This is a genomic window from Bradyrhizobium sp. AUGA SZCCT0431 (assembly GCF_018131065.1).
GTDB lineage: Bacteria > Pseudomonadota > Alphaproteobacteria > Rhizobiales > Xanthobacteraceae > Bradyrhizobium.
In genome coordinates this window covers 1-25,699 of sequence record NZ_JAFCLR010000059.1, presented here as the reverse complement: position 1 = coordinate 25,699, position 25,699 = coordinate 1, and the positions used below count along the sequence as shown (strand labels likewise).

The following is a 25,699-nucleotide window of genomic DNA, read 5'->3' as shown; positions in this document are numbered from 1 at the left end:
CAAGAAAACGCGTCAAAAAAAGGGTCTACCGCATGACCGGTACCGTCACGGACAGCGACACGCCTGACGGCCCGAAATCGCAGCCGGGCGGTTCGGCGATCTATTTCGACGGCAAGTCGAACCAGCGGCGCGCGGTCACGCTGCACTTTGCTCACCGGCTGGAAATCCGCGACGGCGAAACGACCGTTGCGGCATGGGCCTATGCCGATATCCGCCGCGCCGACGGTCCCTCCGGCATGCTGCGCCTCAGTGCTCTGACGGCACCGGCGCTGGCGCGCCTGGAGGTTCGCGATGCCGCGGTCGCGGCCGACCTGGTCTCGCGTTGCGCAACTCTGGACGAGAACACGCCGGGCCGCCGCGGTGTCGCCGCGATTGTCGGCTGGTCGCTCGCCGCCACGGTTTCGATCATCGCGGTGGTATTGTTCGGTGTCCCGCTCGCCGCCGATCGTCTGGCGCCGCTGGTGCCGGAGGCCTTTGAACGGCGGCTCGGCGAGGCGGCCGAAAGTCAGGTCAAGACGATCTTCGACGCCAAGGTCTGCGACAATGCGGCCGGACAAAAAGCCTTCGTCAAGCTCATGACCGCGATACGCGAATCCGCTGGGATGGATACGGCCGTTCAATCCAGCGTGCTGTCTTCGGCGGTGCCCAATGCCTTCGCGCTGCCGGGTGGCAGGGTTTACATGTTCAACGGATTGCTGGCGAAGGCCGAGAGCGCCGACGAGATCGCGGGCGTGCTGGCGCATGAACTCGGCCACCACAAGCATCGCGACAACATGCGGGGATTGATCCGCGACGGCGGCACAGCGTTTCTGGTCGGGTTGCTGTTCGGCGACATCACGGGCTCCAGCGCCCTGATCTTTGCTTCAAAGACGCTGGTCACCTCGTCGCATTCGCGCGAGGCCGAGCAGGATGCCGACGGCTTCTCGATCGATGTCATGCACCGGCTGGGCCGGCCGACCAAGCCGATGGGGGAGTTGCTGGTTCGCGTCACCGGCAAGGGAGGCAAGGGCCTGTCCATCATCTCCAGCCATCCGATGAGCGAGGATCGGCTGGCGCGGATGACCCGGGAAGACCGGCCGGCGAGCAAGCCGCCGCTGCTGACGCCTGAGGAATGGCGAGCGCTGAAATCGATCTGCGATTCCGATGGCAAGATCTGACGGCTAATTCGGCGGGTCTGGTTATCTTCGTGCGCTTTTCCGCGACCTTGGCGTCACCACCGGCGCGGGCAGCGCATTGGTCGGCTTCAAATCCCACACCGCCTGCATGGCCGAGAAAGCGTGCGAAATCACCGGTTCGTGCCGCCGCGATGTCAGGCAGGCAAAGCTGAGGTCGCAGGTCACCGTCACCTTGTCGGCGATCACGAAGTTCCGCTTGCGGGTGATGCGATCGAGGGTGCAGTCGCGCGCGAGGCTGAGGCAGATGCCGGATTCGACGAAGTCGATCATGGCCTCTTCCTGGTCGGCATAGGCCACGCGCTTCGGCAGCGAGCCCATGGGGCGGAAGATATTGTCGAGCAGGCGCCGATGCGCCGAGTGCGGCGGCGTCGCGAGCCACGGCAGGCCGATCAGGTCGGGCCAGTCCTTGCCGATCACCCGGTCGCTCCATTCCGCTGGGGCAATCACCCGGTACGGGTAGCTCATCAGCGGCGCGAGCTGGTACTTTCCGTCGTCGATGTGGCGCTCGGAGAAGCTCGGGAACGACAGCGATTCCGGAGGCGTGGCGTCGACATAATATCCGACGTCGAGGTCACCCCTGCCGATCTGCGCCAGCACGTCGTCGCTCATGCCGTAGCGCAGGAAGACTTCGGTCTGTTTTAAGGAAGTGGCGAGGCTCCGCACGAAAGGTCCAAGCCGGATGAACTCGGGATCCAGGATCGTGCCGACCCGAAGCGATCCCCGTACCGACTCGCGCAGGGAATCCGCCATCGTCTTGAAGTCCGACGAGGCCGATATCGCCTTGTGCGCCAGCGGCAGCAGGGCGGCGCCGGCTTCGGTCAGGGTAAAGCCGCCCGGTGTTCGGTTGAAAAGCAGCAGGCCGGTACTTTCCTCCAGCCCTTTTAGCTGCAAACTGACGGCCGGCTGGGTCAGGTTCAGCAAACTGGCCGCGCGCGACACAACGCCCTCGCGCGCCACGGTAATGAAGCAGCGCAGGGCCTGGGTACGGGGGAGGTCATTCATTTGAAAAGCTTATACCCGATTTCCTTTAACTCATTAGACAAGATTTGCTCCCGCAAGTCACAAGTTTTCGTAGGCAAAACCCAGCGTTGTCGCCGGCCGGAACTCAGGTCACGGCGCTTGCTGGCAATTGCGAAGGACACGACGGAGAAACTCGCTGACATGATGTGCTGCCCCTGGTCGCGCCGGTTTGCCGGGCTGGCCCGAATCGGCGCGGTCGCCGTAGTAGCTGCCCTCATGGCCGGCGTAGTTTCGCCGGCGTCGGCCGACAACTATCCCGAACGGCCGGTTCAGCTGGTGGTGCCCGCCGGGCCCGGCAGCAGCACCGACACCATCATGAGGTCGCTGGCCCAGGTCGCAGCGCCGATGCTCGGCCAGCCGATCGTGATCCTGAACAAGCCCGGCGCCAGCGGCACCATCGGCGTCGGCTTTGTGACGAAGTCCGAGCCGGACGGCTACACCATCGGCGGGGTGCCGAGCGGCGCCATCACCATGGCCCCGCATGTCGCGGCGCAAAGCTTCCAGCAGGCCGACTACCGCATTGTTGCGATGATCACGCAGGCCGCCGGCGTGCTCTGCGTCCACCCGGATTTTCCGGCGAAGAACGCTACCGAGTTCCTCGCCGAGCTAAAGAACAACCCCGACAAATACACCTATGGTTCGGACGGCGTCGGCGCCTTCGTGCAGTTTTCGACCGCACGGATTTTTCAACCCGAGGGCATCCGCCAGCGGATCATCCCCTTTACCGGCGCCGACCAGACCGTGACGGCCTTCCTGTCCCGCACCATCGACATCTATGGCGGCGCCATCGCCTCGATCGCGCAATTTGTCGCCGAAGGAAAAGCAAAGTGCCTGCTGCTGACCACGGCGCGGCGCTTTCCGACGCTGCCCGACGTCGAAAGCCTTGATGACGTCAAGATGGCGCCATCCCAGACATTGCTGTGGCGCGCGGTCATCGCGCCGCGCGATATCCCCCAGGATCGCTTTGAAAACCTGCGCGACGTTCTGACCCGGGCGGCGCAAAGTCCCGAATTCAAGGCGATGGCGGCCAAGCGCGGCGAGGAGGTCTGGGTGATCAGCGCCGAAGACGCCGCCAAATACGCGCAAAGCGAATTCGTCCAGATGGAGCAGCTCGCCAGAGAACTCCGTCTGAAACCGAACTGACGGTAGCGCCGCCATGCCGACGGTCAAGGCCGCTGACGGCACACCGTTGCACTACGCGGTTCACGACTACACCGACCGCTGGCGCAAGGCCGAGACCATCATCCTGATCCACGGCTTCGCCCGATCGGGCGAGTTCTGGTTCAACATGGTGCCGTATCTGGCGCGGTTCTACCGGGTGATCTGTCCTGACTTGCGCGGGCTCGGACAATCGACGCCGCTGAATGATCCGGCGCACGCGCTCTCGCTTGCCGCCTATGTCGGGGACATCGAGGCGGTGGCCGACAACGCGGGCGCCACGAATTTTCACCTGGTCGGCGAAGCGATCGGTGGCGCCATCACGCTGATTTTCGCCGCCGAGCGGCCGCAGCGCCTGCGCACGCTGTCGGTGCTGGCGCCGGCGGTGTGGGCCAATGACTGGATCCGCAGCGCCTATGCGGTCGGCTTTCCAAGCTGGGTCGAGGCCATCAGGGCGCTCGGCGTCGAGGGCTGGGTGCGCAAGTCGAACACGCTGGCGCGATTTCCCGCCGGTTTCGATCCGGCCTTCATGGATTGGTACGCCAGGGAAGTAGGGAAGGCCGACGTCGATGTCGTCGCTGCGATGGTCGATTTCGCCGGCTCCGTCGACGCCAGGCCGTATTTGCAAAAGATCGAGGCTCCGACGCTCGCACTCTATCCGACCGGCAGCAATATCTCGTCCGCCGATCAGGAAGCCGCGCTGCGCGACAACATCGCCTCCGTGCGCGTGACGCATCTCGACACACCCTACGCGATGCTCGGGATGCTGCAGCCGCGGGCCTGCGCCGAACAGATCCTGAATTTTGCCGCAGCCCATGACGGGATTGTTTGCCGGGAATAGCCATTTCGCCAATCATGGATCAGAGCGGTCGGCTGATGTCCGCTTTGGGTGCCTATTCCTGACTTAAAGTGTCAGCAGCGGACTCGTGCACTGCAGAAAATTGTATCCCTATTCAATCACCTCGTCGGCGCGGGCTAGCAGCGCTGGAGGCATGATAACGCCAAGCGCCTTCGCGGTCCTCAAATTGATCACTAGCTCGAATCTGGTCGGTTGTTCGATCGGCAGGTCGGCAGGCTTTGCACCCTTGAAAATCTTGTCGACGAAGGCGGCGGATCGACGAAATCCATCTCGTAAATCAATCCCGTACGTCAGAAGAGAACCCGTCTCAGCATATTCTCTTGCGGCAGCGATTGCCGGCAGCTGATCTCTGATGGCCATGACGCCAATCTGTCCACGAAAGTTGAAGAGCACGCCATCGCTCAGTACGACGAGCGCCTGCGCGCGCGCTCTCACCATCGTCGCGAACGCTTGTTCGAGTGCGTCCAGCCCGCGTGCTTCAGCCGGGACAAGGGTCAAGCCCAGCGCCGGGGCAGCCTCCCGCATCGACGACAGCCGGGCGGGATTGGGCGAGAAGTCCGGATTCCACAGAACACCCACACGCGAGACGTTCGGCAGTGTGTCCTTCACCAACTCGAGCCGCTTGACATGTTGCTCGCCGCCCGTGTCCTGAGCGATCCCGGTCACGTTCCCGCCGGGGCGCGCCAGACTGGCGACAAGCCCGGCACTAACTGGATCGGCACTGCTGGCCACGACGATCGGGATGGTCGTGGTCACCTTCATGGCGGCAACCGTGTTCGTATTGTTCCCTGCAACGATGACGTCGACACCGAGCCTGACCAGGTCTGTGGCGAGCGCGGATAGCCGTCCCATCTCGCCATCGGCAAAGCGGTACTCGATGGCGACATTCTCGCCAACACGGTAGCCGAGGCTCCGCAGGCCCTCTTCGAACGCCTTCATGAGATGGAGCGATCGTTCACGCGAGGTGGTTGCGAAATAACCCACCCGGTAGACCCGCCCTGCGGGCTGCTGCGCGCGCGCGGCCAGCGGCCAAGCTGCCGCCGCAGCTCCCAGCAGCGTGATGAACTCGCGTCGCCGCATGCATCCCCCAAGAACACGTCTCGTCCCGGGCCCAAAGCCTAGCACTTTGTGAATACGCTGCGAGTGAGAAATGGCGCCCGACCGGCCTCAGATACTGATCAGGCTCGGATGTCTCAGTTGGGTCATTCGCGTCGGCTTGTCCCGACATCATGATTTCTCGTCTTCTCCCGGGAGCGAACATCGTCCACGGCCGGTCGGCATGGCCAGTGCCAACAACCGACATTAGCTATGGTCAGGCATCCTGTTGCAGTATGTGAACGAATGATGGTTGGATACAGCCGGGTGACACTGGCCTCATCGTCGAGCTGTGGCGCGCAGTCCGATGGCCGTAGCGAAGTGACAGCCTGCGCGGGACTTCGGCACGCGGGCCAGCATTCTGATGATGTTGCCGACGGTCAGCCGGGCTTTACGAGTTGACTTCGAGCACTCAGCATCCTCACTTAGGCTTCGTTGGGTGCTCCAGCGCAAGGCGAACAGATGGAGTTGGCTGTGACGTTCAACCTCGTTGACATCACGGTGAGTCCACATGTTGAGCTCACAAAAACTGCACGACCGCGCCTGAACCGGCTGCGAATGCTCGGCAGGCCCGTGATAGCACTGGCCCGTGCAGCGACGCTAGTGGCGTTTGCCGCAACTCGCGCATACGCCGCTGACATTGGTAATCTGGCTCCCCCCGGAGCCGCTGCTAACGAGTTTCCCTTACCTCAGCGCCCTGTTGCGCAGATTGTCAGCCCACGCCGCTCTGCCGAAGAGCACCGCGACGCCCTGAATGAAACCGGTCAAATCGCCCGTCTTCTTGAACTAAAGCCGGGCATGACAGTCGGCGACATTGGTGCAGGCAGCGGTTACCACACAGTCAGGATCTCGCACCTCGTCGGGCCCGAAGGCTCTGTCGTTGCCCAGGACGTTACGCGGGATTACCTCGTCAAGCTCGCCCGGCGAATAGAACGCCTGAAGTTGACGAACGTCAAATTCGCGCTCGGCGAACCACACGACCCGCGCCTGCCCGCTTCCTCGCTGGATGCTGCAATCCTTGTGCACATGTATCACGAGATAGCCCAACCCTATGCCTTCCTCTACAATCTCTCGCCCGCCTTGAAGCGGGGTGCGCGGGTTGGAATTGTCGACCTTGAGCTTCCGACGTCGAAACATGGCACGCCAATAGAGCTCTTGCGTTGCGAACTGACCGCTGTCGGCTATCGCGCGGTCGCCACACATAAGCTCGCAGGGGGCAGCGGATACCTGGCGGTGTTCTCTCCGCCGGAGGGAGCGGGTCGAAAATCTCCCCGGGATATCGTTGCTTGTGGGGATCGTGCCGGCACGCGCTGACCACCCGATGGACGCCGGCAGCGCGTCCAAGAAGCCACTCAAGCGCAAGGCGAACAAACGTCGCTGTCGGCATCTTTGAAGAAGTAGCTCCAAGCCATCGTTGAGATTGAGCGCGGAGGACATGGCTGCAACCTCGGCATTTGCAAAGCACGCGTACGGGGCGCAACTCGCTCGCTTTATCGCGTCCAGAACAAGCCGTTTTGTGACATACTGAACCCCAAAATCGACCGGCAACTAGCCACGCAATCATGGTTGGCCTCCCCTCGCAGCGCATGGAAGAGCCTCACGGCGGCCGGTCGGTCCATAACTTCTCATGAACTTCGGCGAGCAGCCGGTGAACGGACATTCTCAGGATAGGCGGGCATGTCTCAAAGGTGCCGCCAGGAGCGGACATGATGCCGCAGGTTTGGCTGCTTTTTGCATAGCCACCGCTCGGTCCTTGCGCCAGACTGGGGAGTGCTCCGTCAGGTGGGGCCGGCACCTCATTTCGATTGCTGCCGCGCGGTAAATTGAACGATCTTGGCGAACAACTTGCGTTTGCCTGGACTTTGCTGGCGTCCCACGACCGCGCTCCCTTCAAGTTCAATGGGCAAGATCGACCGGCTGAAGATCAACTATCTACCGCAATGCCTCCTGACTAAGAAAGGATAGGGCATGAGTAACGATCATCCGCAGGGACCGGCTGACTCGCGTCGAGGCTTCCTGCGCACGGCTGGAATGGGTGCGGTGGCTCTGGGACTCGGCGCCGCGGCCGATGCGAGCGGGCAAGTCCATGCGGCCGTTGGCTCGACCAAGGCAGCCCGCGAGAGCGCGCAGCCCTACAACATCCTGTTCCTCCTGGTCGACCAGGAGCGATTGTTCCGGCCAGGAGAACTCCCGGCGGGTTATCGGTTGCCTGCACACGAGCGATTGATGAAACGAGGCACAACGTTCGTCAATCACCGCATCGGTTCATGCGTGTGCACGCCTTCCCGCTCGGTGCTCTATACCGGGCGGCACATCCAGCACACGAAAATGTTCGACAACACGAATTTCCCCTGGATCGAGAGCATGTCGACCGAGATTCCGACCCTTGGCGATATGATGCGCGACGCCGGCTACTACACGGCCTACAAAGGCAAGTGGCATCTGACCAGGGAATTTGAGACGGTCAACGAACATGGCCATCTGACCAAGATTTTCACGGAGGAGATGGAGGCGTACGGTTTCGCCGATTACTTCGGCGTGGGCGACATCATCGCACACACGCGGGGCGGATACCTGCACGACGCGATCATCGCTGCAATGGGCGTCAACTGGCTGCGCGGCAAGGCACGCGATCTGTCACAGGAAGGCAAGCCTTGGTTCCTCGCCGTCAACCTCGTCAACCCGCACGATGTAATGTACTACAACACCGATGCCCCCGGCACGGTGGTCCAGACAAAAAGCGGTATCAAGCGCGTCGCGCGCGATCCGGTCGATCCGCTCTATGCCAAGCAGTGGGACTTCAAGCTCCCGGCGAGCCACTTTCAGGCACTTGACGCGCCGGGCCGCCCTCCGGCGCACCGTGATTTCCTGAGGGCCCACGACGCGCTGGTCGGCCACATCCCGAACGAGGATTCCCGCTGGCGCCGGCGCCACAACTATTATCTGAATTGCATGCGCGATGTGGATCGCAACATCGAGACCGTTCTCGCCGCGCTGGACGCCTCGGGTCTTGCCGACAAGACGATCGTGATCTTGACCGCCGATCATGGTGACATGGATGGCGCGCATCAACTTCACGCCAAGGGTGCAGTCTCGTACCGCGAGCAAAACAACGTACCGTTGATCATCGCTCACCCCGCGCACGCAGGCGGGCAGCAGTGTCGGGCCGTCACCTCGCACGTGGATATCGCGCCGACGCTGATAGGGCTTAGTGCGGTCGCACCGGACAAACGGGCCAGGATTGTCAAAGACCTTCCCGGAAAGGATTTGTCCGGACTCCTCGCGGCTCCTCAGCGGGCCGAGTTCACGGCCGTTCGCGACGGCGCGCTCTTCAACTACAACATGTTCGCTTACCTCGACGGGGATTTTCTCAACAAAGCCGTTACCTACATGCAACAGGGAGGCAAATCGAGCGATCTCAAAAGTGCAGGCATCCGCCCCGACATGATGAAGCGTGGCGCGGTACGGTCGGTGTTCGATGGGCGGTACCAATTCACGCGCTATTTTTCGCCGAAGCAACACAACCGCCCCACGACTTTCGAGGACCTTTACCTGATGAACGATGTAGAGCTGTTCGATGTGAGAGCCGATCCATACGAAATGAACAATCTCGCGATGAATAGCAAGCAACACCGGGAACTCGTTGTCGCCATGAACGAGAAGCTCAATCGGTTGATCGACGCAGAGGTTGGTGAGGATCGCGGACAGATGCTTCCCGGTGGCATAGATGCCGGTTGGGAGGTCACGGCGGAAACAATGTCAGGCGCCTGAACCTGGGAGATGAATTTACGCCGGGCTGCAAGCCGATGGCGATCACCTTGGCAAGGTGCATTCCCGCACGAGAATCTGACGCTCGACGACTATGAGCGTAGGGGCGTCGTCCACAGTGCGCCCTTGCCCACCGAAGAAGCGTTTTTCAACCAACCTGACTGAGCGTGAAGGGATTTTCATTGCGGGATGGAAGCAGGGCCCAGGTTCAAATTACAGTGGGCTTAGCACCACAGAGGAAGGTCCGCTTCGGGTCAAACTGAGAAGTCCGGGCGTTCAACCGGCAGGTCGGCTTTACCCCCAACTCCGGACATGGCCTTGCACCGCGCAAACTGACGCTTTGTGCCAAAACCAGTCATTGCCGATCTCGGATAAGCGTGTGAAACCGCACCGGTTGCATCATTGTTGGGCCGGCTGATGGAACGCTTTAGGGGGAACCGAAGTTGTCAATCAAACCTGCGGAAGAACCTCTCATGCCCTACCGCAACAGGCGCGAACTCCGTGTCGCTATCTTCGGCCTTGCCTCCGCTGCGAGCCTCGCTGTCTCTCCAGTGATGGCCGGAAGTCAGTCATCGAACTCCTCATCCAACTGCTCAAACGGCCGCTGCAGTCGCATCGACACGCTGGTGATTGAGGACGGCCGCGGCCGTAGCCGCGGATGGCAGCGTATCGAGGCCTGGGAGGAGCGGCGGGGCCGCTCGATCCGTGTCCGACCGCCGTACCGCTACCGCGACGACTGACATCTCGAGACTGCAATCTACGCGCCCGCGGCGCGCTGGCGTGCGAAGTGGTTGTTGGTTTTGGGTCATTTTCGGAACTTGGGCCTCGTGACAGAGATGTCCGTTCTACCCTCGATTGTGTTGAAAAAGTCCTTTTTCACTGATGACTGAAAATTCTCAGGACCGCTGGTGCGTGTCTCTCGTTGCGAGCTGAGGGACCACATCAATTGCCGCAAAAACGATCGATGGCCCTCGTATTGATTCTACAGAGACTTGCAGCGGCTCAAATCGCCAATGCGCTACATTTGCGAGATTTTCAGAACCCCGCGCTTTTTGAGTTTTTCAACACAATCCCCTCAGGAGCGGACATCGTCAGGCCATAACGGCAAGTCCGAAAAGTGCCAAATGGCAGACATCGCAGCAGGAACGCGCGTGTCCGCACAAGTGCGGAAGCCGAGCGGTAATCGTCTTGCTCATGAGCCCTTACAGTCCAATAAATCCACGCAGCTTGTTGACCGTTTCGGCGGCGTCCTTGGCTTCCTCGGTGGTCAGGACGATGATCTCGCCAGTACGCTCGTGCAAGACGCTGTGATGGATTGCCGCGCCTGAAAGGCCGTCAACGTTCGACTTCACCGCGATGTCGTCGATATTGGAGAGCGCGAACTCGACAGGCTTCTTGTTCCACAGCAACATTTTTTGCTGCAGCGTTGCCTTGCCGGAATCCTTGTCGAGCGTAAGCGTTGTTGAGCCTGCTTTCAAAACGAGCTTGCGCGGTGTTTCTTCGATATTAGCCATGGCAGGTCCCCGCTGGTTACCTACTTTCACGTGTTAATTATCAGGCGATGCCTGCCCCGAAGCAACCGGTGCGCCGTGTCGAGCGACAAATTGACGCCAATGCCAGACTGTTTTTCGTAGCGACTTCCGAAACGGGTCATTCGCGACGGTTTGGTCGGTTGCCAGTCACTTCCGGTCTTCCCCGAACATCGGACATAATCAGATCGCCTCGGCATGTCTCAAAAGTGCCACAAGCAGACCTTCACCAGGAAAAGAATCAGCTTCTGCTTCGCTGCCTTTCCTTAAGTAACTATTCGACTACAAACTGCTCTTAGGATATACTGCAACCGAGGTTTCCAATCAGTCAGTTGGGCTGCTGACCGGCTTTATTTTCATTCGTCATTCAGGCAACCACCTCATGACAGATTTGATTGCTGCCTGGGGCATATACGTTGGCATCGTTGGAACGATTTATGTGGTCGCGCAAAGTCTCGACGAGATTCTTCGGAAAGATATTGGTCTCGCAATAGGCGAGCGCTTTGCGCATTCCTACCTCGCCGCTGTATTTCAAAACTCCTTTGCTCTTTCAATTCGCGGCCTCGATAGGGTTCTCGGCTTCGTCCCGCGGGGCGCGTTTTTAGTGCCAAGAGTTCGGAACTCATTTCTTGCGACAATCGCTGCGATTTGCATCTTGTATTGTTTCGTCCTTGCGATTCCGGAGCCCAGCCGGGAGGATCCTCTCTGGACTCGCCTTTATCTGCAGCCTTTGAAGGGCCTGGTAAAATCGGACACCATGCTTGGCATATCGCTTCTGGCAACGCATCTCGTTGTGTTGGGTGCAGTTACTGACTACTTGAGCTTTATAAAGACCAGAACAGTTCTTCACTGGACATGGCATCGGGGGGCAGTGATTAAGATTCTGATGCTTCTTGCTGATCTCGTCATATCGCTTGCTTTGGCCGTGGGAATTAGTTTCGTTGCGATCAAGCTGATGGATCTGTGGGTACCGCCACTAGATGACTTTTTGAACAAGCAGTATCAATCTCAGTTTGCACACCCGGTGCCAACATTTTCTACGTACGACGCACTGAATAACTATAGTCCCTTATATTTTGCGATCGTACTGGGCATAGCGTCATTCTTAACTGGCGTTATGATATTCTTCATCGGGCTAACGTGTCAGGCGATCTTGTGGACCATGAGCGCGATTTGGTGGCTCGATCGTGTAAGGCATTGGATCGTTCCCATGCTGGCTTTTGATAAAAAGCCGGTGCAAAGCTCCAGCGCGGTCATCATAATTGCTTTTACTGCCATCTACGTTCCAGCAGCCGCTATCTGGATGCTCAACTAAGAGAAGCTCAGCCTGCTATTGGCGGGCATTGCCGCTCAAGCAACCATTCCCACCTTCTCTCAGCCTCCAAGGACTGCTCTGGGTCATTCGCGTCGTTTTGACAGTCTGGCCAAGACCACCGCTCTTCCCCCTCGAAGCGGTCATCGCAACGGCGGCGTCGGGAAGGATAGGGAAGTTAGCGGAGGTCAACGCAGCGATCGTGATGGATTTCACTCCGTCAGATTGTTGACCTTGCGCACCCATGCACGGACGTCGGCGAGCACGTCAGGCAATATCGCCCTGACGTCCTGCACGGTCATGCCGGCCTTGATCCGGGGATCGTAGAGCAGGTTGAGCAGGTACTGGTCGTAGACGCCGAAATAGCCCATCGACACATTGTCGTTGAACATGGTCCAGGGCACGGTCGGGGTGTCGTTGATCGGGCCGAGCGATTGCAGCAATTCCTCATAGGCGCAATCGAAGAAGACGAAGTCGCCATTGTCGACGGTGAGGATCACGTCGGAATGCTCGATCTCGAACCTTTCGTTCTTGCGGAAGCCGCTCAGGCATTGCGGGTCGAGCGAGGTACGAATCTCGCGCGCCCGCTCGCTGCCGTAGAAGGTTATGATGGTGCGGTTGAGGTCGCGGTCCCGCACCAGCTTGACCAGCACATTGGCATCGTCGTTGTTCGCGGCCATCGCGATATCCAGGTGCTGAACCCGTGCCGCGATGTCGGCGACGATCTTCGCGAGCTGGGCCTTGCGGTCGGCGCGGGTGCCGTCGGCGAACACCCGCACCGGCGCTTCGTATTTCCGGATGCGGTCGACGCGGCCGGCAAGGTGATACTCGGCGCCGAAGGCGATCTTGAAGAAGCCTTCGATGATCTCGCTGTCGGTGAATATCTTCTTCTGGGCGCGCTGACGCTGGGCGACGGCGGGAAGCTCGGCCAACGCCGCGGCGGACAGCAACACTTCGCCGAGGGCTACGGCAGCCAGAGCGGCTGCGAGCATTCGCGGGAATCGAGGCCGGCCAATTGCGCTCATTATGGCTCGACGCTGCCGCAATCGGCGCGTGCGCGCAAGACTTGTTCACGTCTGGCGAGGCCGGTTCAGGTCAACAAGTCTTGTTCGCGCGTCAACGCAAACGCAGCAGGTTCCCTGACGCTGGATGCGGCTAGTTCTTGACGATCACCGGGGTGCCGACCGAGACGCGGCTATAGAGATCGGTCACATCGTCATTGGTCATGCGGAAGCAGCCGGACGATACCGCCTGTCCGATGGTCTCGGGCTCGTTCGAACCGTGGATGCGGTAGAGCGTCGATCCCAGATACATCGCGCGGGCGCCGAGTGGATTGTCGATGCCGCCTTTCATGTGCCGCGGCAGATCGGGCCGCCGCGCCAGCATCTGCGACGGCGGGGTCCAGCTCGGCCATTCCTTCTTCGCGGTGATGCGGTGGGTTCCGCTCCAGCGGAAACCGTCGCGGCCGACGCCGATGCCGTATTGCAGCGCCTGGCCGTTGCCGGTCACGAGATACAGCCGCCGCTCGGCGGTGTTGATGTAGATCGTACCCGGGGCATAGTTGCCCGCAAAGTTCACGGTCTGCCGCCGGATCGGGCTCGATCCGCCGCGGAAGTTCGGGCCGCCGCCGAAGATGTCGCGCGAGTCGAAGAAGCCCCCGAAGTCCTGGGCTTGCGCCTGGCCGACACCAGCCAGCAAAGTCAACGCCGCAAATAACAAAGCTAAAACCCGGGTCATTTTCTTCCTCGTGAAAAATCAGAATATGCAGCGAGACAGGCCATAACTGCCGCGGTTTCGCAAGCAAAGAGCCCGTGAGAGAGCCATTTTCGGACGCGGCGGTTAAAAAAGGCAACACATCGGAGGCGATGGCTGCATTGTCGGCTAAACCTTTGACGAAACGGGTGAACAATGATTGATCTTGAGCCCTCTTGAGAACAATCGCGAACGGGGGCGAGACCATGAACGGTGCGGAAAGTCTGGTGCGGACATTGGTCGCAGGCGGCGTCGACGTCTGCTTCACCAACCCCGGCACCTCGGAGATGCATTTTGTCGCCGCACTGGACCGGGTCGAGGGCATGCGTTGCGTGCTGGGCCTGTTCGAAGGCGTGGTGACGGGGGCTGCCGACGGCTATTTCCGCATGAAGGGCACCCCGGCCTCGACGCTGCTGCATCTCGGCCCCGGGCTCGCCAACGGTCTTGCCAATCTGCACAACGCCAAGAAGGCCAATTCCGGCATCGTCAACATCGTCGGCCAGCATGCCACCTACCACATCGAATACAATGCGCCGCTGACCTCCGATATCGAGGGCCTGGCACGGCCGATGTCGTCCTGGGTTCGGACTTCGCCGGACGCGAAATCGGTCGCCCGTGACGGCGCTGCCGCCATCGCCGCGGCGAGCGGTGCGCCGCCGCAGATCGCAACCTTGATCCTGCCGGCCGACACCGCGTGGAACGAAGCCGACGGCGTGGCCGAAGTCCCGGTGGAATCGCAGCGTCAGAGCTACTCCCCGCAGGCCGTCGAGAAGGCGGCAAAGGTGCTGCGCGGAGGCGAACAGACCTTGCTGTTGATGACCGGCAGCGCGGTGACGGAGAAGGGGCTGGCGCTGGCGGCGCAAATCGCCGGCAAGACCGGCTGCAGGGTGATGGGCCCGCTGGCCAGTCCGAGAATGGCGCGCGGCCGCGGGCGGTTTTCGATCGATCGGGTGCCTTACGTGATCGAACAGGCGCAAGCGGCGCTGAAGGGTTTTCGGCACATCGTGCTGGTCGAAGCCAACGATCCCGTGGCGTTTTTCGCCTATCCGAACAAGCCCAGCCTGTTGAAGCCTGAGGGGTGCGAGGTCCATCGCATGACTTCGAGCGGCGAGAATTCGGTCGCGGCGCTGGAGGCGCTGGCGTCCGCGGTGGGCGCCAAGCCGGCGGACGTGAAGCCGCAAGCCAAGGTCGAACTCGTCAAGCCGACCGGCGCCTTGAACCATGCCTCGATTGCCCAGGCGATCGCCATGGCGATTCCGGACAACGCCATCCTCGTCGACGAGTCGGTCACCACAGGGCGAGCATTCTTTCCGGTGATGGCGGCCGGCGCCCCGCACGACTGGATCCAGAATCTGGGCGGCTCGATCGGATATTCGACGCCGGTCGCGACCGGAGCCGCGATCGCCTGCCCGGACCGCAAGGTGATCTGCATGGTCGGCGACGGCAGCGCGATGTATACGCTGCAATCGCTGTGGACGCAGGCGCGCGAAGGCCTCAACGTCGTCACGATTGTGTTCGCTAATCGCATCTACCAGATATTGCGTGGCGAGTTCGACGGCGTCGGTGCCGGCGAGCCGGGACAGCGTGCGCTCGACATGCTCAAGATCGACCGCCCGACCATCGACTTCGTCGCGCTCGGCAAGGGCATGGGCGTGCCGGGACGCGCGGTCGACAATGTCGACGATCTCGTCAAGGCGCTGGCGGAAGCCATCGCCGAGCCGGGGCCGCGATTGATCGAAGTGCAGATGTGACGGCTTTGAAGCCGTCATTCCGGGGCGATGCAAAGCATCGAACCCGGGATCTCGAGATTCCCCGGTGTGCAATTGCGCACCTGCGGTCTGGTCCTTCGGACCATCCCAGAATGACGGAAGGTCGGAGGCGACATGCAGACCGAGCTGAACAAGGTCGTCACGGCGCTATCAGAGTTTTACGCGCACGAGACGTTCCTGCTCGAAAAGGACGTCGGCGAGCGCCCGCTGACGCACCGGCTGGCGGTGCATCTTGAACATCAGTTCGCCGGCTGGCAGGTCGATTGCGACTACGACAGGCTCGGCGAGCGGACGCTGCGGCTGCCGCACGGTTCGATCATCTCGACCGACGACCATCTCGGCAAATCGATCTACCCCGACATCGTCGTGCATCAGCGCGAGATCCCCAACAATCTGCTCACGATCGAGGTCCGGAAATCCGCCAATCACCAGCCGCTGGAACACGACCAGCACAAGCTGCGGGCGCTGACCGATCCGCATCTGTGGTTCGCCTACTGGATCGGCGTGTTCGTGACGCTCGGCAAGAAGCAGGTCGCGATGTCGGAAGTCTATACCGGCGGCGTGATCGACCCGGCTTTGTCGATCTGGTTCGCCGAACGGCTGAAGGATACAGGCTTAAGTGCAGGCTGAGACCTGCGAGGAGAGAGGGAAGTCATTCATGGGTTTGAAACACGCGATCCTGACAATCGCCTTTGTCGCGGCAGCTTCGCAGGCCTGGGGGCAGGCCGCGCCCGCGCCGGCGGTGGAAGCCATCCTCGCCAATCCCAAGGTCGCCAAGACGCTTGAGGACATCAAGGCCGACGATGCGCGAACTCTCGACGAGCAAAAGCGCATCACCGAAATTCCGGCGCCGCCCTACAAGGAAAAGGTCCGTGCCGAATATTACCAGAAGCGGATGCAGGAGCTCGGCTTCAAGGACGCCGCGATCGACAGCGAGGGCAACGTCATCGCGCTGCGCAAGGGGTCGGGCGGTGGCCGTCCGAAACTCGTGGTGTCGGCGCATCTCGACACGGTCTTCCCCGAAGGCACCGACGTTACGGTGAAGGAAAAGGACGGCACCCTTGTCGCGCCCGGCATCGGCGACGATTCCCGCGGGCTGGCTGCGCTGCTGTCGCTGATCAAGGCGATGAACGCCAACGAGATCGCGACCGTTGGCGACATCATGTTCGTCGGCACCGTCGGCGAGGAGGAACTCGGCAATTTGCGCGGCGTCAAGGCGCTGTTCCGCGATCACAAGGACATCGACGGCTTCATCTCGATCGACGGGCTCGGCATCACCCGCGTCGTCAACCAGGCGACCGGCAGCCATCGCTACGAGTTCATCTTCAGGGGCCCCGGCGGCCACTCGTTCCAGGAATTCGGTCTGCCGAGCGCGATCCACGCCATGGGCCGCGCGATCGCCAAAATCTCCGAGCTGCAGCCGCCGTCCGATCCCAAGACCACCTTCACGGTCGGCACCGTTGTCGGCGGTACCTCGGTCAACGCCATCGCGGCCGAAGCGCGGATGGCGGTCGACATGCGCTCGAATTCGACCGACGAGCTGCTCAAGCTCGAGGCGCGCCTGCTCGATCTGGTCAAGGAAGCGGTGGCGGATGAAAACGCGCGCTGGAAGTCCGACAAGCTTAACGTCGAGGCCAAGATGATCGGCGACCGGCCCGCCGGAATCGTGCCGATGGATTCCCCGATCGTTCAGGCGACGCAGCGCGCGGTCGCCGCCGTCACCCGCGCGCCGCGCGTGACCTTTGCGGGCTCCTCGACCGACTCCAACATCGCGATGTCGCTCGGCATTCCCGCCGTCACCATCGGCGGCGGCGGCGAGGGCGGCAACTGGCACTCGCGCAACGAATGGTACAAGCCGACCGATGCGTATTTCGGCCCGCAGAACGCACTGCTGACGGTTCTGATGCTGACGGGGCTGGATGGCGTGACCAAGCCGGCGCTGGTGATCAGGCAGGGGAAGTGAGTAAGGCGACCGCGATGAACTCTTCACCCTCGCCCCGCGCTTGCGGGGTCGAGACGAGCGAAGCGCGCTCTTCGAGGGTCGGGGTGAGGGGCTCTCTCCGCGAGTCTTGGGCGCGTTGTTAAACCGGTACCCCCTCACCCGAATTGCTTCGCAATTCGACCTCTCCCCGCAAGCGGGGCGAGGTTAAACGAACGCCGGCGCTAACCGCGACCCTACGCCCCGATGCCCGGGAACGACAATTCGCAGTCCAGTCCTTCGGGCTTCCACTGCCGCGTGATCCGGCCGCTGAGGGTGCGGACCATGCCGTCGATGGCGTCGACGCCAAAACCTTTCCGCATCGGCTGGGCAATTTGGGGACCGCCGGATTCCGTCCAGCGCAGCAGGAGGCTGTCAGCCTCATCGATCTGCCAGTGGATGTCGATCTTGCCCGCGGGGCCCGAGAGCGAGCCGTATTTGGCGGCGTTGGTCGCTAGTTCGTGTATCGCCACCGCGATGGCCTGCGCGAGTGAAGCGGGAAGCCGGACGTCGGTCCCGGTCATGCTGACCCGCGTCGAGCCATAGGGGCGAAGTTCTTCCTGAATGATGGTCTGGATGCAGGCGCCGGTCCAGCGCGACACCGAGAACAGCCGCTGCACATTGGCGAGCGCGCGGAGCCGGCCCTGGAACGCGGCTTGAAATTCTTCCGCCGTGTCGGCCTTGGTCAGCCGCAGCATGGCCTGGATCACGGCGAGCAGATTGTTCGAGCGATGATCGACTTCGCCGGTCAGCAGCATCATGCGCTCTTCGGCCTGCTTGCGGGTGGTGATGTCGACCAGCATGTTGACGGCGCCGAGCAGCCGGCCGGCCTCGTCGCGTAGCGGCGTCGGGTAGGGCATGAAGCAGATACGCGAACCGTCGGGCCGTTCGGCGATCGCCTCGACGTCCCGCACCGGGCGGTTTTCCTTGAGCGCAATCGCCATCGGACAGTCTTCGTGGCGCAGCGGCGTGCCGTCCGGCCAGAACAGCTTCCAGGTCACGCACCACATGTCGCCGATCTTCGGGGTGCGGCCGGCGAACTCGATGCAGGCGCGGTTGAAGAATGTGATCCGGCCTTCGGCATCCGTGGTGTAGATGGCGGCGGGCAGCGCCTGCAGCAGATCACGGAACTGCTTCTCTTGCGATTCCGTGTCGTCAGCAGCGGCGGTGTTCCTGATGGCGTGCCGGGCCAGGATATTTTCGAGGTCGGCTTCGTCTGAATGCCTGAACAAATTCAACATACTGTCTCTCCCCGCCCGAACTGCGCTAATTCGTCACAAAGGCAAACGTTCCCGGGGGGCGGCGAAATATGGCCTTTTGCCGTCGGCGCGCCCGCTAGGCCGCCAATTGGACAAATTGTCAGCAAATTGCGGTCAAAGCCGGATTCAAATGTTCCCGCTAGTCAGAACGACGCGTAAGGGGAACCAGAATGGCGTACAGGATCGTGGCGGAACGGGAAAACGAGACCGTCAGGATGGACAGGACGAGTTCGCTAATGGCGCTCGCGAAGGCGCGGGTGTGGGCCAGCGAAGGCTGGGACGTCACCATCATCGTCAGGGACGAGGATGAGCTGGCGCCCGTGAAGATGGATCGTCTGTTGCCGGTGTGACGGGTATCCGCGTCGATGGCGCGAGGAATGAAAAAGGCCGCCCCGAGGGCGGCCTTTTTTGTGCGCTGCTCGCGGCGCCGGTTTTGGCCTTGGTCCTGGCGTCGATGGTGTAGTCCGGAATGGTCGATGGTGTAATCCGAATGATGGAACCGGGAACCTCAGCCGGCGTTTATTATCCGGGCAGACTCTCTGTGGAGATGCGCCATGCACTGGCGATCAGCAACCGCGGATGCCGACGCGATGCGCGGCACCGGCCAGGACAACATCCTCTACGCAACCGGATGGACCATCAGCGGGCTCGCGACCCTGATCACCATCGTCGCGGTCTGGGTGTTCGGGATCTGATGACGTGATTGCTCGCCCGACCGCTTGTCGCCGGTTACGAGCCCGCCGCGCCTGTGCCCGTTCACCAGCCGATCCGGCCTGACCCCAAAAGATCCTTGGCAAAGATCCTTGGCAAAGATCCTGCAAAGATTTTTGGCTCCGCCCGCATTCTTAACTTGATATTTGTTCTTTGTTTGTTCTCTATAGGCTCCAACCCCGGTGAGGTGAGCCATGGACAACAGCTTGAACGAAATCCGTAGGAAAATCAGGTTCTTGCGCTCTGAAATGCTGGATGCCGAGAGTACCATCCGCCAACACATCAACCGCGACGAGGACTGCGCGGAGGCCTCGATGCAGCTGATGGCCATGCGCGTCGTGATGCTCGGGCTGATCAGCGAGCGGAACAGGCTCGGCGGCGAAGAACGCCTGCTCGATGTCGATGAGCGGCTGAAAGCGGATTGCCGCGCCGTCGGCAAGGGGCCTTTCAAGGGGCTCTTGAAAGGTGCGCGCGGCCGCCGTGTGCGATGAGGCCTGGAAATCAAGAATCGAAAAGCTGCGCAGGCAGCTTGCCGAACTGGGCTCGGCAGTTCGCCGGCTGGATCAAGCCGGCCTCGACAACGCGACGGCCGACCTCCTGCTTTCGCGCAAGCGGGCGGAGCTGGAAGATTTGATGAAGCGAGGCCATTCCGATGCCGTCAGATCCGCTGAAATGGTACGACCACAACGCGGATAATCCGCCCTGGATCAAGGCGCTCGCCGAAGTCCGGATGTTGGCCTGCCGCGAAGGCTGGTGCTACCAGCACGTCCAGGCCATCATCGTCTCGATCGACCAATACGCGGAAGCCGCACTCGGCAATCGCGGATACTTCCTGAACAAGCCGCATCGCATCGGCGGCAGCAGGAACGATCACGTTCCTTGAGGCGCGACATCGCCCGAACCGCTGGCGCGCGCGACGTACTTCAAGCGGCAGATGGTCACGGAACAGGTCATCCTCGGCGGCGTTTGCCTTCATGACCGAGACGCTGATGACAACGATTGAAGATTCCTTCCAGATCGCCTGGGACTATCTGGAGGCAACGGGCGAACTCGGCCATCCCGACACCGCGGCCAATCACCTGCTCGACACGATCGAGACGATGGTTCGCCGCGGCGAGCGCCGCCGGCTGCTTCTCTCCAACACCGCCATCGCCTCCTACCAGCGTTTTCGAGCCGAACAGGGCCTGTCGCTGGCGTCATAGGAACAGGGCTCCGGCTGGAACGTTCTGCTCCTCACGCGGGGATGGTCGCACCTCGCGAAAGCTGGGGAGGATCTTATGGAAAGCGGTTTCAAGAGCGCTGAAGCGTATCGCGCGACGGCCTTGCTCTGCCGTCAACAGGCCGCGTGCGATCCGGACAATAGCTGGAGGTTGCTCGGTGAGGCCGAGCGGTGGGAATACCTCGCCGAACAGATCCTGGCTTCCCGCGAGAATCGCGCGGCCGAGGGCGCCAAACCGGCCATCGAAACAGGAATGCCACGCGTCGCGCCTTCGCAGCCGAAGACGATGGCTACTCCGTCGCGTGCGTTGCCTTCGAAGCCCTCCCGCTATGGGTAACCTGTCGCAGCATCGCTGCCGGTGGCCGTTTAATCTGCCTCACCCGGGCGATCCAGCTTGGGTCATTAGGTCAGAGAACCCGACATAATGATCGGAGTTGCCGTCTTATCGCCGTCCCGCCCTGGCCTCCACCGGCGATGAGAGTGTCGTGCTCCCGCCTGAATATGCAGGGTGAGCAATGCGCAAAGGTGCGCCGAACTCGACGGCAAGATCGAACACCACAAGCGCATATCAAGCTACGTGACTGACCAGCTCACGCTGGACGGGATCGCCGGTTTGATAAAGCAAATGACGGCCGAAAGGCCGCGCGCCATCCCGAGCAAAAGCAGTGAGGGATTCCGTTCCATCGATCAGTCGGTAGCGGCCTTTCCGATCACGCTCTGACCGTTGACGTGGGTTGTGGCCGCGTCCTTCGATCCAGGCAAACCGGTCGTAAGCGATATCGCGACAACGAGTGCAACGAGCGCCTTTGTGATTCACCTACAGCCGCTGCAGCGCCGCCGAAAAACAAAATGAGCCGAGAAAAATGAATCGTCACAGCGGGACGCAGTTGAGGAACAACTCCCGGTACGGCTGGTTCTACCGCAACACAATCCAACAGCCGGAGGCCGTTATGGCGAAAGAAAAAGCACTGCAAGACCTGTTCCTCGATACGTTGAAGGACATCTACTTCGCGGAAAAGAAGATCCTCTCGGCATTGCCGAAGATGGCCAAGGCGGCGCAGTCGCCCAAGCTCAAGGCAGCCTTTGAAAAGCATCTGGCCGAGACCGATGGCCAGGTCGAGCGGCTGGAGCAGGTGTTTGCGTCGATCGACGAGACCCCGAAGGGCAAGACCTGTGATGCCATCATGGGAATTCTCGACGAGGGCAAGGAAGTCATGGACGAGTACAAGGGCATGCCCGCGCTTGATGCCGGCCTTCTGGCTGCCGCGCAGGCCGTCGAGCACTACGAGATTTCCCGTTACGGCACGCTGAAGACCTGGGCGAGTGAACTGGGTTACAAGGACGCCGTAAAACTGCTCGACGCGACGCTGAAAGAAGAAAAGGCGACGGACAGCGCCCTGAGCCAGCTCGCGGAATCCGAGGTAAACCGTCACGCCGAGACCGCGCAAGCCGCGTAATCAGGCAAGCGGACATCATCGACGAAAGGCTCCAGCCTTACGCTGGGGCCTTTCTGCGTTTGCTCACTTGCGATCACGTAAACGCAACGGAACCGACCGCGCCGCGGTTCATTGGTGTGTTGACCTCCAAAGGAGACAGACAATGGCAAAGCAGAATCCAGCCAAGACTGACGGCCAGGTTCCGACACGACCGCACGATTCAGGCAGCCAGGCCAATGAAACCGTTGACGGCCTCGACGCCGAGACCGAGGCACTGCGGCATGCTGCCGAAGATACGCCGTCTGCCGCTGCACCCGACGATGTCGAGAAGGTGCCGGTATTCGACCGGGCAGGCCGGGCGCCGAAAATCTGATCGGGAAGCACGTGCGCAAGTTACGAGACTGCGAGTTAAATGCGAGGGTGAGGCGATGAAGTTCGGTTACGCACAACCATTTTCTTTCAACATCGGTCGTCGCCCGGAAACTGTCGTTTCCCGCGTTCGTCACGGCGTCACCGAGATAACCCTGAGCGACGGCCGGCTGGTTCGCGCGACGCTTCACGTCAAGGCGGTCAAGATGAACCCGAACAAGCCCGGCTCGGTTGACGTGTCATACAATATCATTGCCGAGATCATGAACACGCCGGACGTGCCCATTCTCGACGTGCATGAAACGATTCAGTGATGAAAGACCATCAGGCGGATTAACCCGGCAGGGGCCGCGCGAAGCGCGGGCCCGCTGTAGTCCGCCGTCGTCGACGGCAGTATGGAAGCCCAGGCGCCTCGCAAACATTCAATCCTGTTGACGCACGCGGATCTCCAGCCGGGCGTCAGCCAGGGCCTCGACGACGCATTTTGCCATTTGTTTGGCTTCCTCAAAGCCAATGCTTCGCTCGGAATGATCTTTGAAGCATTCGCAAATCGCGTCCGCGATGATCGAGTTAACCTGATGTTGGTCAACCATGATTTGCCACCTCCATAGGCGGCGCGCTTTTCGTGTCGCCTGAAGAATCCCAATCGCAGTATGAAGCTTCCTGAAAATGGCCCGACGACCAAGCCGGGCCATTCGAATCAGTATTTGAATTCCGGCAGCGCCTTGAGTTGATCCTTGGTGGCGTTGTAGACGACGTGATCAGCCGATCAAACCGCAGTGGTCAGATTTGGTTCCGTTCCTGTCTGCGAAGAAGCAACGAGGCGCGAGGCATCGGCAATTTGCCATTTCTTCCCGATCAATATCGCAGTGCACGCCATATCTGTGGAGAGATGCGAGTTAGGTCAACCAATTCGCGAGCGACCTCCCGCGCTATCAATCCACGCTGGGCGAAAAAATCCATAGCCTGCGGGACAGGATTGGCAGCGTCGGCAATCGTCCGGTGCGGAATATTTCGGCAACCGGTCCGCGCGCTGAGCGGCCTTCTTCCCGGTGGGACAAATTTGACCCGTCGGGCACACTGCGAGCGAGAATCCGCGCTCGCAGAAGCCAGCGGCACAGTCTCGCGTCGACGAGATGGTTAGCTATGCATGCAGCCGATTGCTTCGCTTGAGCTCGTGGTGCGGGTTAGCGTTTGCGTAACCCGCCTCGTTTGTCGTCAACGAATGATCGGAGACGGAGCTGATAAAATCCCTGTGCAGGTAAGTTGGTCTCTTGGTGCCATCGAACAGCACGGCAACGCCCGTGTTGCGATAGCTAATTCCGGTAACGGTCCCGGTCTTGCCGGCCAGCGCCGGGCACCGGACTGATCCGAGTTGATTCACCTTGAAACGAGTGCCGACAATCAATCTGTTGATTTGGTGAGCCATCCGTCCACCTGTTCAATTGAGCGATTGCACAGCCTTCAGGCGGGGACAGATTGAAATCGTTTCTGGTTTCGTTGTCTGCCCGCTAGCCGACAATTCATTGCAGTCAGTTGCTGCATTTTCCCGATCCGGGCGAAGCTGTGCCAGCATTCCGTCTCTTCGGCGACCTTGCGTGTATTGCGAATAGCGCGGAGCGGTAGGTATTGCAGGCTGACCCTTTTCGAATGGAGGCGCAGCTTCGAATTCATTTGGAATAGTTCGCGCCCCCTCGTACTATGTCGGGGACCTGACTTAAGGTCTGACCCCTCAAAACAGAATCGGCACGGAGGCGGTTATGGAATTAATCCGCGGTGAGGAGGTGGCTGTTTTGGAAAGCCACACCAACAAGATCTGCAGCACATGCGGGAAGCGGTTGGCCCTGATTCGAACGATAGTGAATCCTCGCACCGGCTGCATCGTCCACATGTTTGAATGCCGGTGCGGCCAGCGCACGTGGGAAGATTAGACTCGTTTGGTCGGCAACGTGCTGCCAGGCAGGCGCTACCTGGCCGTCGCTTTCCCGGCATGCCGGTGGACGAACTCCTGCAGGAAGCTCGGCAGCTCTCGCATCTGATCTGAGCAACGTTTCTGCAGTTCGTGGGCGACCTCTGCTGAAACGTCTCTGCACCATCCCTCAGCGACATTAAAACCGGCAACGCGGACGGGGTTGCAGTATTGACCCTCCAACAGATCGCGCACGACCGTTTCCAGGCCGGTATCGCCGACACCGCTCCCCCGCCATGCTCGGCCGAGGGAGCCAAAGTCATCGACCACCAGGTAGACTTCTCGATTGTGCTCGTTTGGAACGATCGATAGCGTCCAGATGGACTTACTCATCAAGCAACTCCACGCAACGATACCCGCAATCACAACAGCGCAGAGTGATTGCTTCCGGACTGCGAAAAGGCCCCGGATCGCTCCGGGGCCTTGGCATTGGCAAGAGGTACATCCGCTCTTGCCAACCGCCGCACTTTCCGTGGCATCAATAGCCAAGACCCTGCAGAGACCTGCACCGCATTCGGCCGGACCCGTCAGGCAGATAGGTGAGAGAAGAGGCGGTCAGATATTGCCTATCGCCCACTCAACGGCATGAAGGCTGCAGTGACAAACGATCCGATCAGCCCGGCTACGCCGACCAGCGCGAAGTAAATCTTGTCTTCCATCCTAAGTCGCGTTCCTACTTATGGGCATCATAGCCCGGCTCGTCAGCGAGCTGCAGTCACTCTTCCGGAGTACTCCGAAACGCGACGGCTATCGCAGGTGACCAAAGCGATTGCCGATGAGCGGTCGGAAAACGCGAAAGCCGCGACGCTTCCGAATCCGCCTCGGCAAATGCAGTCTGCGCGCTGATCGGTCTGCTCCTTTGCGCGACAAACTGACCCGACGGGCAAATCACTTCTGGTTATCGGAAGTCATGTCAAGCCCCAAAATAAAAAATATTTCGCTTTTCCCGAAGGCAAATCAGGGGCACATATATCGCCATCCCGTCCTGCTCAGAGGGGCGTTGGCCATCGTCACAACGAGGGACGGGTTGCGGTGGACGCTGATGTCGCGACTGACGAGCGCGGCAAAGGCGTACGGTAAAGACGCGTGGTCCTGACGCCCCGTATGCTGGCGTCAAGTTGCGCAAGGGCTCACGCCCTGCGCGGCGACGGTGACAACGAGCACGGCCCGACCGGGGAGATCGCGTTATAAGCCGTAAAGCCATTGCGCAGGGAATGTCGGATGCTCTCCGCTGCCCTGTATGCTCGTGTGCAGCTTTCTATTGCACAATCGCACACGAGACCGCGGGTGCAGCGCGCATCCGGCATTCCCTGCGCCCTCT

28 protein-coding genes are annotated in these 25,699 nt (G+C 60.9%); 19 read left to right on the top strand and 9 right to left on the bottom strand.

The annotated features are described in order from the left end of the window. Nucleotides 1-32 precede the first annotated feature (32 nt). Nucleotides 33-1,157: a M48 family metallopeptidase gene (locus JQ567_RS35295; protein ID WP_212443082.1), complete on the top strand. Its 1,125-nt coding sequence runs from the start codon at nucleotides 33-35 to the stop codon at nucleotides 1,155-1,157. A 21-nt stretch (nucleotides 1,158-1,178) separates the two neighbouring features. Here the strand turns inward: JQ567_RS35295 and JQ567_RS35290 are convergent, their stop codons facing one another. Continuing rightward, entirely contained in the window at nucleotides 1,179-2,177 is a 999-nt protein-coding gene (locus tag JQ567_RS35290) for a LysR family transcriptional regulator (RefSeq protein WP_212443081.1), read from the bottom strand. A 117-nt stretch (nucleotides 2,178-2,294) separates the two neighbouring features. Here JQ567_RS35290 and JQ567_RS35285 point away from each other — a divergent pair, with 117 nt between their 5' ends. Both JQ567_RS35285 and JQ567_RS35280 read left to right on the top strand, forming a co-directional pair. Beyond that, the gene (locus tag JQ567_RS35285) at nucleotides 2,295-3,338 is read left to right on the top strand and encodes a tripartite tricarboxylate transporter substrate binding protein (protein ID WP_212443080.1); all 1,044 of its coding nucleotides are present in this window, start codon (nucleotides 2,295-2,297) and stop codon (nucleotides 3,336-3,338) included. 13 nt (nucleotides 3,339-3,351) lie between these two features. Continuing rightward, on the top strand, nucleotides 3,352-4,194 hold the full coding sequence (locus JQ567_RS35280) for an alpha/beta fold hydrolase (protein WP_212443079.1): 843 nt from the start codon (nucleotides 3,352-3,354) through the stop codon (nucleotides 4,192-4,194). A 108-nt stretch (nucleotides 4,195-4,302) separates the two neighbouring features. On the opposite strand, the gene JQ567_RS35275 is transcribed toward JQ567_RS35280, so the two are convergent. Then, nucleotides 4,303-5,292 (bottom strand): ABC transporter substrate-binding protein, encoded by a 990-nt coding sequence (locus JQ567_RS35275; protein WP_212443078.1) that lies wholly within the window; start codon nucleotides 5,290-5,292, stop codon nucleotides 4,303-4,305. A 573-nt stretch (nucleotides 5,293-5,865) separates the two neighbouring features. Here JQ567_RS35275 and JQ567_RS35270 point away from each other — a divergent pair. Both JQ567_RS35270 and JQ567_RS35265 read left to right on the top strand, forming a co-directional pair. Then, nucleotides 5,866-6,621 (top strand): methyltransferase domain-containing protein, encoded by a 756-nt coding sequence (locus JQ567_RS35270; RefSeq protein ID WP_212443095.1) that lies wholly within the window; start codon nucleotides 5,866-5,868, stop codon nucleotides 6,619-6,621. Nucleotides 6,622-7,275: 654 nt separating this feature from the next. Further along, nucleotides 7,276-9,078 carry a sulfatase-like hydrolase/transferase gene (locus tag JQ567_RS35265; RefSeq protein WP_212443077.1) on the top strand — a complete coding sequence of 601 codons (1,803 nt, stop codon included), beginning with the start codon at nucleotides 7,276-7,278 and terminating at the stop codon, nucleotides 9,076-9,078. Between the two features lie 1,199 nt (nucleotides 9,079-10,277). On the opposite strand, the gene JQ567_RS35260 is transcribed toward JQ567_RS35265, so the two are convergent. Beyond that, nucleotides 10,278-10,589, bottom strand: coding sequence for a hypothetical protein (locus tag JQ567_RS35260; RefSeq protein WP_212443076.1), 312 nt, complete (start codon nucleotides 10,587-10,589; stop codon nucleotides 10,278-10,280). 397 nt (nucleotides 10,590-10,986) lie between these two features. On the opposite strand from JQ567_RS35260, the gene JQ567_RS35255 reads away from it, so the two are divergent. Further along, nucleotides 10,987-11,919 (top strand): hypothetical protein, encoded by a 933-nt coding sequence (locus JQ567_RS35255; RefSeq protein WP_212443075.1) that lies wholly within the window; start codon nucleotides 10,987-10,989, stop codon nucleotides 11,917-11,919. Nucleotides 11,920-12,128: 209 nt separating this feature from the next. On the opposite strand, the gene JQ567_RS35250 is transcribed toward JQ567_RS35255, so the two are convergent. Together JQ567_RS35250 and JQ567_RS35245 are read right to left on the bottom strand one after the other, a co-directional pair. Beyond that, a complete protein-coding gene (locus tag JQ567_RS35250; RefSeq protein WP_249165937.1) occupies nucleotides 12,129-12,908 on the bottom strand; it encodes a DUF2927 domain-containing protein in 780 nt (259 codons plus the stop codon). Nucleotides 12,909-13,071: 163 nt separating this feature from the next. Further along, nucleotides 13,072-13,653, bottom strand: coding sequence for a L,D-transpeptidase (locus JQ567_RS35245; RefSeq protein WP_212443073.1), 582 nt, complete (start codon nucleotides 13,651-13,653; stop codon nucleotides 13,072-13,074). Nucleotides 13,654-13,874: 221 nt separating this feature from the next. Between JQ567_RS35245 and JQ567_RS35240 the strand changes: the two genes are divergently transcribed. The 3 genes from JQ567_RS35240 (at nucleotide 13,875) to JQ567_RS35230 (ending at nucleotide 17,400) form a co-directional block, all read left to right on the top strand. Continuing rightward, nucleotides 13,875-15,419, top strand: a complete 1,545-nt coding sequence (locus tag JQ567_RS35240) for an acetolactate synthase large subunit (RefSeq protein WP_212443072.1) — start codon at nucleotides 13,875-13,877, stop codon at nucleotides 15,417-15,419. A gap of 132 nt (nucleotides 15,420-15,551) precedes the next feature. Next, entirely contained in the window at nucleotides 15,552-16,067 is a 516-nt protein-coding gene (locus JQ567_RS35235; RefSeq protein ID WP_212263482.1) for a hypothetical protein, read from the top strand. Nucleotides 16,068-16,095: 28 nt separating this feature from the next. After that, entirely contained in the window at nucleotides 16,096-17,400 is a 1,305-nt protein-coding gene (locus JQ567_RS35230) for a M20/M25/M40 family metallo-hydrolase (protein WP_212443071.1), read from the top strand. A 212-nt stretch (nucleotides 17,401-17,612) separates the two neighbouring features. On the opposite strand, the gene JQ567_RS35225 is transcribed toward JQ567_RS35230, so the two are convergent. Continuing rightward, a complete protein-coding gene (locus JQ567_RS35225) occupies nucleotides 17,613-18,656 on the bottom strand; it encodes an HWE histidine kinase domain-containing protein (RefSeq protein ID WP_212443070.1) in 1,044 nt (347 codons plus the stop codon). Nucleotides 18,657-18,844: 188 nt separating this feature from the next. Here JQ567_RS35225 and JQ567_RS35220 point away from each other — a divergent pair, with 188 nt between their 5' ends. From JQ567_RS35220 to JQ567_RS35175, 10 genes are all read left to right on the top strand, one after another. Continuing rightward, nucleotides 18,845-19,024 (top strand): hypothetical protein, encoded by a 180-nt coding sequence (locus JQ567_RS35220; protein ID WP_212443069.1) that lies wholly within the window; start codon nucleotides 18,845-18,847, stop codon nucleotides 19,022-19,024. 204 nt (nucleotides 19,025-19,228) lie between these two features. Then, nucleotides 19,229-19,369, top strand: coding sequence for a hypothetical protein (locus JQ567_RS35215; RefSeq protein WP_212443068.1), 141 nt, complete (start codon nucleotides 19,229-19,231; stop codon nucleotides 19,367-19,369). A 264-nt stretch (nucleotides 19,370-19,633) separates the two neighbouring features. Continuing rightward, on the top strand, nucleotides 19,634-19,876 hold the full coding sequence (locus JQ567_RS35210) for a hypothetical protein (protein ID WP_212443067.1): 243 nt from the start codon (nucleotides 19,634-19,636) through the stop codon (nucleotides 19,874-19,876). A gap of 161 nt (nucleotides 19,877-20,037) precedes the next feature. Next, nucleotides 20,038-20,268 (top strand): hypothetical protein, encoded by a 231-nt coding sequence (locus JQ567_RS35205; RefSeq protein WP_212416675.1) that lies wholly within the window; start codon nucleotides 20,038-20,040, stop codon nucleotides 20,266-20,268. Nucleotides 20,269-20,374: 106 nt separating this feature from the next. Next, nucleotides 20,375-20,587 (top strand): hypothetical protein, encoded by a 213-nt coding sequence (locus JQ567_RS35200; protein WP_249165936.1) that lies wholly within the window; start codon nucleotides 20,375-20,377, stop codon nucleotides 20,585-20,587. A 75-nt stretch (nucleotides 20,588-20,662) separates the two neighbouring features. After that, the gene (locus JQ567_RS35195; RefSeq protein WP_212443098.1) at nucleotides 20,663-20,941 is read left to right on the top strand and encodes a hypothetical protein; all 279 of its coding nucleotides are present in this window, start codon (nucleotides 20,663-20,665) and stop codon (nucleotides 20,939-20,941) included. Between the two features lie 171 nt (nucleotides 20,942-21,112). Then, on the top strand, nucleotides 21,113-21,325 hold the full coding sequence (locus JQ567_RS35190; RefSeq protein WP_212443065.1) for a hypothetical protein: 213 nt from the start codon (nucleotides 21,113-21,115) through the stop codon (nucleotides 21,323-21,325). Nucleotides 21,326-21,554: 229 nt separating this feature from the next. Next, nucleotides 21,555-22,061, top strand: coding sequence for a ferritin-like domain-containing protein (locus tag JQ567_RS35185; protein WP_192736919.1), 507 nt, complete (start codon nucleotides 21,555-21,557; stop codon nucleotides 22,059-22,061). A gap of 142 nt (nucleotides 22,062-22,203) precedes the next feature. Then, nucleotides 22,204-22,413: a hypothetical protein gene (locus JQ567_RS35180; protein WP_212443064.1), complete on the top strand. Its 210-nt coding sequence runs from the start codon at nucleotides 22,204-22,206 to the stop codon at nucleotides 22,411-22,413. Nucleotides 22,414-22,468: 55 nt separating this feature from the next. Next, the gene (locus JQ567_RS35175; RefSeq protein ID WP_212443063.1) at nucleotides 22,469-22,723 is read left to right on the top strand and encodes a hypothetical protein; all 255 of its coding nucleotides are present in this window, start codon (nucleotides 22,469-22,471) and stop codon (nucleotides 22,721-22,723) included. A 108-nt stretch (nucleotides 22,724-22,831) separates the two neighbouring features. On the opposite strand, the gene JQ567_RS35170 is transcribed toward JQ567_RS35175, so the two are convergent. The 3 genes from JQ567_RS35170 to JQ567_RS35160 form a co-directional block, all read right to left on the bottom strand. Next, entirely contained in the window at nucleotides 22,832-23,002 is a 171-nt protein-coding gene (locus JQ567_RS35170; protein ID WP_212443062.1) for a hypothetical protein, read from the bottom strand. A 551-nt stretch (nucleotides 23,003-23,553) separates the two neighbouring features. Then, the gene (locus JQ567_RS35165; RefSeq protein ID WP_212443061.1) at nucleotides 23,554-23,838 is read right to left on the bottom strand and encodes a hypothetical protein; all 285 of its coding nucleotides are present in this window, start codon (nucleotides 23,836-23,838) and stop codon (nucleotides 23,554-23,556) included. A gap of 537 nt (nucleotides 23,839-24,375) precedes the next feature. Beyond that, nucleotides 24,376-24,711, bottom strand: coding sequence for a hypothetical protein (locus JQ567_RS35160; protein ID WP_212443060.1), 336 nt, complete (start codon nucleotides 24,709-24,711; stop codon nucleotides 24,376-24,378). Between the last annotated feature and the right edge of the window lie 988 nt (nucleotides 24,712-25,699).